The sequence below is a fragment of the Legionella erythra genome (genome assembly GCF_001467615.1).
GTDB lineage: Bacteria > Pseudomonadota > Gammaproteobacteria > Legionellales > Legionellaceae > Legionella_C > Legionella_C erythra.
Map to the genome: position 1 here is coordinate 16943 of NZ_LNYA01000010.1, position 12509 is coordinate 29451.

Sequence of the window (12509 nt, forward strand, 5' to 3'; positions counted from 1 at the left end):
CTTACGCTGCTGGCATTTCAAACTGAATGATCTCACTCAATGCTTGTTGGATTTGCAAAGGAGATTTGTCTGTTAGTTGAACAGAAGCTACGTTCGGGGACTTGGGGTAGATGGTGAGGGTATTCTTATAAAGGCTAAAGTTAATTTGTTGCGTCAGATGCGTAAAGGCGCGCGGCATGATGTTGTTCTCGTAATCAGCAATCAAATTGACTGCTGATTTTAGGTAACCAAGCTTAAGGTTTTATTAAACCGCGAGTTATTGCATGGGCAAGTCCCAGGTTGAAATCGCATGGCCCTGTGCATCACAGAACTGAATATAATCGCTGCGCATGGCCTGCAGGATATGCTGCAGCTTTAAAAACTGCAGGCTGAGTTCCATGTACAACGCAGCCAGTTGGCGCTCCTGTAATTCACTGATGGTCATGTAAGCCGCCTGCCCCATGTCGACAAAATAATTGAGGCTGACCTGCCTTTTTTTAGCAATACCGGGAAAAAGGCCGCAAAACAGCAGGCTTTTATCACCAACATCACGGAGCAGTTCAACCTGACGGCATTTGCCATTGTGCATGGACTCAAGAAAATCAAGCGCGATAACGGATTCAATCAGTTTAGGTCCCTGGGTGTAGCGCATCAGCAGAAAAACCAGATAACTTTCCGTGTTTTCATTGAGAACTAATTGGGTGGCAGCTTGTGCTTCATTGATTAAAGCATGCCATTGACTTATTTCGGTAGGATGTAAAATAAGTTGTTTCATAAATCGCCCCCTTTTCCTACGTCCTAGTTTAAGTTTAGCAAACGGCGTACCAATTTCATGACATAACAAGGTATTTGCAGGAAACGGCGTCCGTGCTTATGCGATTTTTTTTCTGAATCAAGTGTGGCATGTGGTAATTAACCTATTGAAGCCATGAATTTTTTTCCATAGACTGTGAGCAATTTTGCACAGGGAGTGACCAAAATGAAATTTAAGGTTCCGTTATGTATGCTGGGATGGATGGCCTTTAGCCATCCACTTTTTTCTTTAAGCGATCCGCTGACCTGTGACGCAACGCGCGAGAAGCCCTGCATTGTACAGGATACGGAAACGCCGGCATCGCCCGTGGGCAGTTTGCGGGATACCCAGATGATTAAAGATTACTACCACGGCAATCTGGCTGGGGTCGATAATCTGCGGATGTCATTAAGTGCCGAACCAGGCAGCCAGGGATGGCCGCAGGTAGCAGATTATATCCGATCTCGGGTGGGCGTTGAGCCTCATCAGGTTTTAGTCCTTGATTTGCGTCAGGAAAATCACGGGTACCTCAATGGCAATGCCATCACGCTCTGCGATCTCCATAACTGGCTGAATGTGGGTAAAACCGCGGAAGAATCCATTGCAACGGAGACCCAATGGCTGGCGCGCCTCTCCTCCTTAAAGAAAATTGACAATGTCCTCACTGTGCAGCAATTCGCCAAAAAGGATTACAGCACCGGCCATTCCATTGCCGTTGAAACTCTGCTCAGTGAGAAAGAGCAGGTCAGTCAATCCGGCTTTGCCTATCGCCGCTTGCCGATTACCGATCACCGCGCACCGCTGGATAAAGAAGTGGATACCTTTGTTTCCTTATTTAAAAAATTGCCGAAAGGCATGTGGCTTCATGTGCATTGCCGTGGCGGCAAGGGCCGCTCCACCACCTTGTTAGCCATGTATGATATGTTAAACAATGCCGATAAAGCCTCATTCAATGACATTATCGAGCGGTTAGCTGCCATCCCGCCCTATTATGATTTAACCCAGATTGTGCGAACCGATCCGGATCTGACGCCCTACTATCAGGAGCGTCTGCAATTTCTGCAACATTTCTATGACTATGCCGAAGCGCGCCTTAAAGGGTATTCAGGCCCTTGGTCACAATGGAAGGCGGAGCATCAATTGGTATAGGGGAGGCATCAAAACACTTTTTTAAAGTGCCGGTAATCAATTTGCCGGACTGGTCTGTTGTCGGCTATCGGTTCAATAAAGCTTTGAATCAGCCCTTGCCAGAATCCCTGATAGAGGTGTGCTTGCAGCGGGTGGTGATCATCGACAGGAAAACACGGGCCGTGGTTGGCTTCCAGAAGCCACACCCGTTCCTGGCTATCCACCATGAAATCAAACCCAAATAACGCGATGGCGCGTTGTTTGCCACAATGGAACGCATCAGGAAAATCATACCGAAGTCCATGCATCACTTGCTGGAGTATGGCGTCAATTTGCGGCAGATAGTGACCGAATTGAGCAAACCGATGCGCCGGGATCTGGATGACGTTGACCTCCGGATCAAGCAGGTGTTCATTGGTTAAATGAGGCCGCAAATCTGAAAAATCCTGGACATAGGGATGCAGGGCGACATTAAAATAGCCGTCTTCGTAAAAATAGACCCCATCATAATTGGTGAGAATCACAAACAGGCGAATGCTGTATTTACGTTCATCCCTTAATAAATGCGGGCTTAAATAACGCTGCAGAACATGCATGCCGCCCATGCGCCGTGGATTTAGGTAATGCGCTGCCAATGCGTTGGGTGTTTTAAACAGGTGGATGTGTTGGCCGTTGTTGAGCAAGGCCGGTTTTAATATCCAGGCTAACTCCTCGTTTGGCGGCGGCTCCGCATGAATAGCCACCAAATGATGAACGACATCCTGCCAATTGGCTTCATCGATGCAAAACGTTTGAGGCGCTACCTGCGGGCAATAATCCGCGACGAGTTTCGCCAGTAAATGCTTGTACTCCAGGGTTTGCGCTGCCGGTTCACTGAACCGCAGGGTGTTGTCATTAATTCGGGATAAGCACTTAAACGCAGTCGCCTTCCACCCCTGCAGCGATAAATAGCGGCTTAAATTATAATGGGTAGGGGACAGGGATGCATCCAAATGGTATCGTCTTGAGTTGAACCGCAAGCTGTTATTCTCCGCTGAAGGTTATCGCTGCGCGAGAGGATTTTTCTGAAGCCCATTAACAACAAGACCGGCCGCTAATCCCCAAAATGCAGCCCCCATGCCTAAAATGGTGATGCCAGATGTACTGATCATCAAGGTCACCAGGACCGCCTCGCGCCGATGGTCCTGGCTGAAAGCCGCCTGTAAATTATTCCCTATCGTAGCAAACAGGGCCAGACCCGCGATAGTCGTAATCAATACCTTGGGAAACGACGCCATGACATCCACCATAGCCGCCGCAAATAAACCCATGATCAAATAAAAGATACCCGCCCATATACTGGCACGATAGCGTAAATCCGGATTATCATCCGCTTCCTTGCCAGCACAAATAGCGGCCGTAATCGCGGCGAGATTACACGAAAAACCACCCAGGGGTGCAAATAAAATATTGGTCAACCCGGTCCAGCTGATTACGGTAGATACCGGCGGGTGGTAGCCCTCAGCATGCAAAACAGCAATGCCCGGGATGTTTTGTGATGTCATGGTCACAATAAACAAGGGCAGGCTGACGCTGAATAAAAGCGGCCAGGAAAACTCAGGTTCAATAAACACCGGACGAGTCAAGCCATGCTGAATGTGCGTCTCTGCCAATAAACCCTGGCCATAGGCAAATCCTAAACCGACCAAAAGCACCCCAACCATGACGTAGCGGGGGAAGAAACGTTTGCCCAATAAATAAGTGGCCAGGAGCGCCGCAACCAATCCCGGATCCTGTTGCCAGCTGGTAAACACATTAAGACCAAAATGAAGCAGCACCCCAGCCAGCATGGCCGCAACCAGGTCACGGGGGATATAATTCATTATTTTTTCAAAATAACCGCTTAAGCCGGCAATCAGGGTCAGCATACCCGTTAACATGAATGCCGCCACCGCCTGAGACAATGTCAGGCCTGACAGGCTGGTGACCAGTAAAGCCGCCCCCGGCGTTGACCAGGCGGTGAGGACGGGCATGCGATAATAAAGCGACAACCCCATACAACTGAACGCGGTTCCAAGGCCTAAGGCCAGAAGCCATGAGCTGATTTCCGCCTTGCCCGCTCCAGCGGCCGCGGCCGCCTGGAAAACGATGGCCGCCGAACTGGTAAAGCCCACCATAACCGCAATAAAGCCCGCTGCGGCATGATTTAAGGAAAAAGACTTCAACATGATGGCACCTCGTGTTTAAATGACAGGACAGGCATTGTGCGTTATAACGCACAGATAGAGCATAGCACCGTGCGTTATAACGCACAAGCGTTGGGAGGAAAAATTTTGGACATTTTTGCACAACACATCGCCAATCACTTGAAAAGCCTTCGCCAGCAGCGTGGCTGGAGTCTTGACAAAGCCGCCCAGGAGACCGGAGTCAGCAAGGCGATGCTTGGGCAAATCGAGCGTCTGGAATCAAGCCCGACCGTCGCGACACTCTGGAAAATTGCCAGTGGCTTTCATGTGTCCTTCTCGTCTTTTCTTGAAGACAGTCCCGATAATGCCGCCGAAACCCTGTACCGCCCTAAACCGCAGCAGGCGCTTCAGCACGCCGATGAACATTTAATAATAACATCCCTGTTCCCTTTTGACCCGGAACTTCGTTTTGAATGCTTCTTAATCGAGCTTCTACCGCATAGCGAACAATTTTCAAGTCCCCATGAACCCGGCGTCATTGAGCACATTATTGTGGTGGATGGCGATGTTGAGATTCTTGTCCATCAGGACTGGCATAAACTTCATGCTGGCGATGGTTTACGCTTCGATGCCAGCAAGCCCCATGGCTACCGCAATACCCGCGATAAAAGCGCCTTTTTTCACGACATTATCCATTATCCCAGGCAACTAACTCCAGAATAGGCTACCCATACGACAACGATCATCATCATTTTTGTAAACGCTTAGTTAAGAAAAACAAAAGGTCATAATCTGAAAGGAGCATGTGCTATTATTTACATATGTTGGTTTTTAAGAGATTCATATGTCCTCAACACCAGAAGATGCCGCCCCGAAAACAACCAATCCTGCGGCTGAGCGCATCAAAGCGGCCCAAAAAAAATTTTACGAGGTGCTGGGCGTATCCCCTGATGCAAGTCCTGAAGCCATCAGCAAAGCCTATAAAAAAACGGCCCTGCAGGTTCATCCTGATAAATACAAGGAACCCGATGCTGAGGAAGTATTTAAAAAACTGGGCGAGGCTTATGATGTATTAAAGGACGAAGAGAAACGGCGTCAATATGATCTCTCCTCTTCAAACCCTTCTTCCGATAAGGACGATGATCTCGATAATGACCTTGACGAGGCCGAGGAACCAGACGTTGATAATGACACGCAACAGTCTAGCGCCCCAGGCGACAAGAAAAAGGATTCCGACAACACAGCCGTGCCAGAACAACCCAAGCCCAAAGCAGAAGCGAATGCAACCCCCACAGCTAAGCCTAAGGTTAAAGACAAAAACCGTGCCCAGGAATTGAATGATTCGCTTTTTGATTTTATGACCCCGGCCAAAAAGAAAGGGGAAGATAAGGATCCTCAGCAAGAGTGGGTGGATCAGCTGTTACGATGGGTATTAGAATTTAACCAAATGATAACCAATAAAATACTGGGCTTGTTCAGCCAAAATCCGGCAGATACCCCGACGCCGAATGTTCAACAGCCAAGCGATCAACCAACCGCTCAAAATCAGGGATTACCTTTATTGGAGGGGCTATCTGATACCGATGTGCTGAGTATTACCGATGGTTCAGAATTGCCCATGATCGAAGGCAATAAAGAAGAGGCACCCCAGATTGAAAACAGCGAAACAGCCATCGTCCCGTTTAATCCCAATTAACCGGCAATGCCTCCCTTTTAAGGGGAGGCAGGCATCGTAGCGGCACTGACTGCCTGCTGACAAGTCCGGTTTAATCCCATACTCATTTGCTTTAATGCGGGCAGTTGCTCGGGTGTTACCTGATACTGAGCAGCCAGTTTGACCGGATCGGTAAAGCTTAGCCAAACTTGTTTTTTCTCATCCTCCGTCGCCATAATCCGTAAGGGTAAATCCAGTGCAAATGCGGCTTTGGCCTGCATTAAAGCCGTGCCTTTGGCCGGATTGCCTATGATAAGAACCTGTGTCTCAGGCAGGGATTGCCCCACCTTCCCGGCTTCGCCGCTGTGGTCCACGCGCGCAAAGACCGTCCCTCCCTGCTTTTTGATAATGGCCGCCACGCGATTCATGGTTTCACTGACGGAATAAGGGCTTTGCAGCGTCTCTGACCAAACCGCTCCCTCAGGCGCTGCCAGCTTGTGATCGAAGGCACCAGCAATTTTTCGCCCAAGAATATCCAAATCAGGTAACCCGCCCTTATTCGCCAGCAGGGTCACACAGACCAATTCCGTAGGTGCTGTAAAACGGCTTAAGAAAGTCGAATACCCAGGCAAGTGGCCTTTGATCTCCATAAATCCGGGATGGCCTGGGAAGAGCCACCCCGCATTGCCCGGAATGGTTTGACCATTGGCCGTCACTGGATGATAGAGAAACTCTCTGTCGACGGGATCCTGGACCAAAATGCCGCCAGCCAAACCAATATCCCATAAACTGATGTCTTCTGCCGAGGCCATAATGCCGCTGTCTGCAAACGTGGCAGTCCAGCTTAACGGCTTGGACGGCGACAGTGTCTGCTCCGTTTGCTGATACCCAGTGACCGGCTCGATGGGGTTTATATAAACCCGGTTTTTAAGAAATTGCTGATGTTTAAAGCCAGACTTATCATCCCTGACTTCATTATCCATGCTTGTCTCACCGCCAACAAAAAAAGTGTGTTTAAGCGCCATGCGTTCAATTTGGTTCTTACCGACAAATTCCTGATACGTCATGCCGCTGACCTGTTCAATAACAAGGCCGAGCAGGTAGTTATTGGTCGCACTGAGCCGGCTTTGGGTACCGGCTTTAAATGCAAGCGGAATCCCTTTAATCAAATCCAGCCATTGAGCGGTCGTATAGTCTTTGCTGTAATCAAACCCGGGGGCCTCACGGTAATCAGGCAAACCGGAAGAATGGGTCATTAACTGCCGGATGGTAATAGCCTGCCAAGACGTGGGTAGATTCTTTAAATAGGAAGAAACGGCTTCATCGAGCTGCAATTTGCCCATTTCTTTCAATTGCATAACCGCCACCGCCGTGTAGGCATTGGTAATTTGTCCGATAGGAAAAACACTATGCGTCGCGACCAGGCGTTTGCTGTCGGTATTGGCTAAACCATAACCCACCACACGTGTAATATAAGGCGCCTGGACGATCGCCAGCGACAGGCCCGGGATCTGATGGTCGGCCATGTATTGAATAATCAAATCATCAACTGATTGCCCCTGATAAAGAACCTGAAAATCGCCGCGGCCGTGGCCTGCTATTGTGCTTGTCATGATGACCATCCCTTGTATCAAACCCAGTAATCTAAGTTTTCTTACACCATTGACGTTAAGCATATCAATTCCTCATGAATTTGCATCACCCTTCGAAAGCAAGGGATTATTGAACCTTAATTTTAAGCCTGCTGGCAAGGGTATTTAATCATGGCCGGACACGTCATCCGTTTCCTGCCACTGCTCTGGGTTCACAGGATTTCCCGGGATTTTACGTGACTCCGAGGCCCATTCCCCCAAGTCAATCAATTTACAGCGATGCGAGCAAAAGGGTTTATAGGAATTGTTGTTATCCCAGGTGTCTGGCTTGCCGCATGTCGGGCATTTGATTATCTGCTTTTTAGTCTTCATGGTATTATCCAAAATAATAGGGCTTTCATAATCTGCGCAACAAAACCGGTCACGATGACTTGCCTGCCTGCACATACTACACAGTCCTGGCAAGTTTCCAATAGGATTTATGCTTCAACCCATGTATAATGGCGAATCCCTGAACACATGGCTTGCTTTTATAACGGATAAGCCGCAATACCCTAGAGTCTGCTTCACCGCAAAAGGTCTTATATGATTGAGAGAATTCGCAACATCGCCATCATTGCTCACGTTGATCATGGCAAAACTACCCTGGTTGATAAACTGCTGCAACAAACCGGCACCTTAAACGAGCGCGCGCCCAAAGTGGAACGCCTGATGGATTCCAATGCGCTTGAAAAAGAGCGCGGTATCACCATTCTTGCCAAGAACACATCCGTGCATTGGCGTGATCACCAGATTAATATTGTCGATACCCCGGGGCATGCCGATTTCGGCGGCGAGGTGGAGCGTATCCTCTCCATGGTCGACAGCGTCCTGCTTTTGGTGGACGCGGTGGATGGCCCCATGCCGCAAACGCGCTTCGTGACTCAAAAGGCCTTTGCCCGCGGTTTAAATCCCATTGTTGTCATTAATAAAATCGATCGCCCCGGCGCGAGACCGCATTGGGTGATGGATCAAGTGTTTGATCTCTTTGACAATCTCGGCGCTAATGATACCCAGCTTGATTTTCCAGTGGTGTATGCTTCCGCCCTGAATGGCTATGCCAAGCTTGATCTTGACGATGAAGCCAGCGACATGAATGCCCTATTGCAAACCATCATCGATCGCGTCTCGCCCCCCGATGTGGATGAAAATGGCCCCTTCCAGATGCAAATCAGTTCCCTGGATTATTCCTCTTATGTAGGAACCATTGGTATCGGCCGGATTACCCGCGGCCGGATTAAAAGTAAATCACCGGTGAAAGTCATTGATAAGGATGGCAACATCCGCAGCGGCCGCATTCTGCAATTGTTGGGCTTTAAAGGGCTTGATCGCGTCGAGGTGGACGAAGCCAGCGCCGGCGACATCGTCGCCATTACCGGGATTGAGCAGCTTAATATTTCAGATACCCTCTGCGATCCGAACCAGGTTGAGGCCCTCCCGGCCTTGACCGTGGATGAGCCCACCATCAGCATGACGTTTCAGATTAATGATTCGCCGTTTGCCGGTCAGGAAGGTAAATTCATCACCAGCCGCAAGGTGCGCGAACGGCTGCAGACCGAATTGCTGCACAACGTGGCTTTACGGGTTGAAGACACCGAGGATCCGGATAAATTCCGCGTCTCCGGACGCGGGGAATTGCATCTGTCCATTCTCATCGAGAACATGCGTCGTGAAGGCTATGAACTCGCCATTTCCAAACCCGAGGTCATCATGCGGGAAGAAAATGGTGAGCAGCTCGAACCTTATGAGCGTTTAACGGTGGACGTTGAAGAAACGCACCAGGGCGCCATTATGGAAAAACTCGGTGAACGCCGCGGGGAAATGCAAAACATGATCCCCGATGGGAAAGGCCGCGTCCGTCTTGATTACATCATTCCTACCCGCGGCTTAATCGGCTTTCACACCGAATTCCTCTCAAGCACGTCAGGCACGGGATTGATGTACCACGTGTATGATCATTACGGCCCAGCCCATCGCGGCCGCCTGGGTCAACGCGTCAACGGGGTGTTGATTGCCAACTGCAATGGTGCCGCCCGTGCCTTTGCCCTGTTTAACCTGCAGGAGCGCGGCCGATTATTCATCGAACCGCAAACCATGTGCTATGAGGGCATGATCGTGGGTATCCATTCGCGTGATAATGACCTCGTGGTCAACGTCACCAAGGAAAAACAACTCACCAACATCCGCGCCTCAGGCAGTGACGAAAATATTATTTTGACACCGCCTATTAAGTTGTCGCTGGAGCAAGCTCTGGAATTTATTGACGATGATGAACTGGTGGAAGTTACACCGCAATCCATCCGTCTGCGTAAAAAAGCGCTGAAGGAACACGAGCGTAAGCGGGCTTCTCGCGCCAGCGCCGACGAGTAAAATGAGTTGGCCGCCAACCACTGCCGGCGGCCAACCATATTGATAGGCTCAGGAATGTGCTAGGATCAAACACAGGGTCCTCATTCCTGACAGCTAACAGTCTGGCCTGATATGAAACAAAAATTCCAACGCATCATTATTTATGCACGACAACATCGTGCCAACCAGGGTGTCAATGAAAGCATTGAACGCCTGGTTAAATTTTTAGACCAACAAAAAATCGAAACCTATCAGGACCAGGAAACGGCTGCTCATTTCAAACTGAACCTTCCTGTTCTTGAACGGTCCTGCATGGGGAAAAAGCAGGATTTGATTATTGTGGTCGGTGGTGACGGCAGTCTCCTGTCTGCGGCACGCATGGCCATCAAGGTCAATGTCCCCGTCATTGGCATCAACCGTGGCCGTCTGGGCTTTCTAACGGACATCAATCCGAAAGAGATGGAAAAACAATTGCTTGCGGTCCTGGCTGGTCAGTTTCAGGAAGAGCACCGCTTTTTATTGCAAACCCGCATTCATGATGATGAAAATACCTATTTTCAGGGCGATGCGTTAAATGACGTCGTGCTTGGTCGTGGCAGTGAAACCCACCTCATCGAGTTCGACGTCTATATTAATCAGCAACACGTCTGTCATTACCGTTCGGATGGCCTGATTATCTCGACACCTACCGGTTCCACGGCCTATGCCCTGTCAGCCGGCGGCCCAATCATGCATCCGCAATTAAATGCCATGGTGTTGGTTCCGATGTTTTCCCATAGCTTAAGTTCAAGACCCCTGGTTATCGACGGCCAGGCAAAAGTGGACCTAGTCATCAGTGCCTTTAATGAAAGCGATTTGCGCATCAGTTGTGATGGGCATGAATCCAGACTGGTTAAACCGGGCCAACAGGTCTCTGTTGAAAAAAATGCGCAGCAACTCCGCTTGTTACATCCCGCCGATTACCATTATTATGATACATTACGGATCAAACTCGGCTGGGAATCAAAACACCAGGGATAAACATGCTCACCTCCTTGCGCATTGAAAATTTTGCCATCGTCAAACAGCTGGATTTGGATTTCTCCCAGGGGATGACCGCATTCACCGGCGAAACCGGTGCGGGTAAATCCATTATGATTGACGCCTTGATGTTGGCCCTGGGCGGCCGTGGTGATGCCTCCACCATACGCACAGGCGAAGACAAATGCGACATCAGCGCGACCTTTCATATTGATAAAACCTCTGACCCGGCTAAATGGCTTGAGGAGCACGACATTGACGCCGAAGCCGGTGAAATCATTTTACGGCGCGTCATCTATGCAGAAGGCCGCTCAAAATCCTACATCAATGGTCAACCTTTTCCCCTGCAAAAGGTCAAGGAATTCAGCGAAATGCTGGTCCATATCCACGGCCAGCATCAGCATCAAACGCTGCTCCATCATGCGACTCACCGCCAACAGCTTGATGCTTATGCCGGTCATGATGATTGTTTACAGCAGGTCCAGGCACTTTATAAGCAATGCCAGAAGATTAGACAGGAACTGGATCAGCTTAAAAATCAGGACGCCCATTCGGATCGTCTGGAATTGTTGCAGTTTCAGATCGATGAATTGCAAGCCCTGAATTCTTACGAAGGCGAAATGCAATCCTTAAGCGAAGAACATCAGCTGCTGCACCATGCGAATGATTACCTAACCCACAGCCAACACATTCTAGCCTTGCTCAATGACAATGACGAACTTAATATCAATCGGGCTTTGAATCAGGTGTTACACGCCATCATGCAATTGCCGCAGGAGCAACCTTCCATTAAGAATGCGGCGGAACTGATTAACAATGCCTTGATACAATGCGAAGAAGCCATGAATGAAGTTCGTGAATTTACCCATCAGGTTCAGCTTGATCCAGAGCGTCTGCAAGCCGTTGAACTACGCTTAAGTGCCCTGCATCAGGTTGCACGTAAATACCACATTGATGCCAATGGACTGCCTGAGCATGCCCGACACTTGCAAGACGAATTCAACCGCTTGCAGAATACCGAGCAGCGCGCCTCTTTCCTGCAGCAAGAGCATGAGCGTTTTTCCCTGGCATACGAACAGGCAGCCGCGCAATTGACCAGCGCACGCAAACAGGCCGCAGACAAATTATCCCAGGATATTACTCGTATTATTCAGCAATTGGGCATGCCCAAGGGTCGAGTAGACATTGAGATTACGCCTCTTGATAAAATGCAGGCGCATGGCATGGACAAAGTGGAATACAAAGTTTGCACTAACCCGGGTATGTCCCCGGATTTGCTGAGTAAAATTGCTTCAGGCGGTGAGCTGTCGCGCATCAGCTTAGCCATTCAAATGGTAACGGCTCAACGCGGCGCTACCCCGACCTTGTTGTTTGATGAAGTGGACGTGGGTATTGGCGGGGCTACCGCCGCCCTGGTTGGCCAGCTATTACGAAAACTGGGTGAGCGCTTACAGGTTTTTTGTGTCACGCATCAACCCCAGGTTGCCTCCAGCGCCCATCATCATTTTGTGGTGGAGAAGCACAGTGAACAGGAACAAACCTTTTCCCGCATCATACCGCTTGCCGAAAGCGATAAAATTAATGAAATAGCCCGTATGCTCGGCGGTTTGACCATCACCGAGCAAACCCGTCTGCATGCGAAAGAATTGCTTATCCAGCATCATTAGTTTCTGATGAACCGCTTTTGGGGTGGTGTCATAGCACAACACATCGGCTAAACAGGGCTAACGCACCTGATTTTTAAAACGCTGTAAGAAAAAGATCAAGTGGGTGTAAGAAAAAGATCAGGG

The 12509-nt window shown here is 49.4% G+C and carries 12 protein-coding genes; 6 read left to right on the plus strand and 6 right to left on the minus strand.

The genetic code is table 11. The annotated features are described in order from the left end of the window. Position 1 precedes the first annotated feature (1 nt). Positions 2-205 carry a hypothetical protein gene (locus Lery_RS03340; RefSeq protein ID WP_058525845.1) on the minus strand — a complete coding sequence of 68 codons (204 nt, stop codon included), beginning with the start codon at positions 203-205 and terminating at the stop codon, positions 2-4. Between the two features lie 51 nt (positions 206-256). Beyond that, positions 257-754, minus strand: coding sequence for a hypothetical protein (locus Lery_RS03345; RefSeq protein ID WP_058525846.1), 498 nt, complete (start codon positions 752-754; stop codon positions 257-259). 204 nt (positions 755-958) lie between these two features. Here Lery_RS03345 and Lery_RS03350 point away from each other — a divergent pair, with 204 nt between their 5' ends. Further along, the gene (locus Lery_RS03350) at positions 959-1921 is read left to right on the plus strand and encodes a phosphatase domain-containing protein (RefSeq protein ID WP_058525847.1); all 963 of its coding nucleotides are present in this window, start codon (positions 959-961) and stop codon (positions 1919-1921) included. A gap of 8 nt (positions 1922-1929) precedes the next feature. Here the strand turns inward: Lery_RS03350 and Lery_RS03355 are convergent, their stop codons facing one another. Then, complete coding sequence (locus Lery_RS03355) at positions 1930-2892, minus strand: ATP-grasp domain-containing protein (protein ID WP_058525848.1); 963 nt, start codon at positions 2890-2892, stop codon at positions 1930-1932. A 48-nt stretch (positions 2893-2940) separates the two neighbouring features. Further along, positions 2941-4107, minus strand: coding sequence for a benzoate/H(+) symporter BenE family transporter (locus tag Lery_RS03360; protein ID WP_058525849.1), 1167 nt, complete (start codon positions 4105-4107; stop codon positions 2941-2943). A 36-nt stretch (positions 4108-4143) separates the two neighbouring features. Here Lery_RS03360 and Lery_RS03365 point away from each other — a divergent pair, with 36 nt between their 5' ends. Continuing rightward, positions 4144-4788: a helix-turn-helix domain-containing protein gene (locus Lery_RS03365; RefSeq protein WP_237759136.1), complete on the plus strand. Its 645-nt coding sequence runs from the start codon at positions 4144-4146 to the stop codon at positions 4786-4788. A gap of 121 nt (positions 4789-4909) precedes the next feature. Beyond that, complete coding sequence (locus Lery_RS03370; RefSeq protein WP_058525850.1) at positions 4910-5761, plus strand: DnaJ domain-containing protein; 852 nt, start codon at positions 4910-4912, stop codon at positions 5759-5761. Between the two features lie 17 nt (positions 5762-5778). Here Lery_RS03370 and Lery_RS03375 read toward each other — a convergent pair whose 3' ends face one another. Both Lery_RS03375 and yacG read right to left on the minus strand, forming a co-directional pair. Beyond that, on the minus strand, positions 5779-7332 hold the full coding sequence (locus Lery_RS03375; protein WP_058525851.1) for a serine hydrolase: 1554 nt from the start codon (positions 7330-7332) through the stop codon (positions 5779-5781). A 144-nt stretch (positions 7333-7476) separates the two neighbouring features. Then, a complete protein-coding gene (gene yacG, locus Lery_RS03380) occupies positions 7477-7683 on the minus strand; it encodes a DNA gyrase inhibitor YacG (RefSeq protein WP_058525856.1) in 207 nt (68 codons plus the stop codon). Positions 7684-7896: 213 nt separating this feature from the next. On the opposite strand from yacG, the gene typA reads away from it, so the two are divergent. From typA to recN, 3 genes are all read left to right on the plus strand, one after another. After that, positions 7897-9720, plus strand: a complete 1824-nt coding sequence (gene typA, locus Lery_RS03385; RefSeq protein ID WP_058525852.1) for a translational GTPase TypA — start codon at positions 7897-7899, stop codon at positions 9718-9720. 111 nt (positions 9721-9831) lie between these two features. After that, entirely contained in the window at positions 9832-10719 is an 888-nt protein-coding gene (locus Lery_RS03390; RefSeq protein ID WP_058525853.1) for an NAD(+) kinase, read from the plus strand. A 2-nt stretch (positions 10720-10721) separates the two neighbouring features. Continuing rightward, positions 10722-12386 (plus strand): DNA repair protein RecN, encoded by a 1665-nt coding sequence (gene recN / locus Lery_RS03395; protein ID WP_058525854.1) that lies wholly within the window; start codon positions 10722-10724, stop codon positions 12384-12386. Positions 12387-12509: the final 123 nt, after the last annotated feature.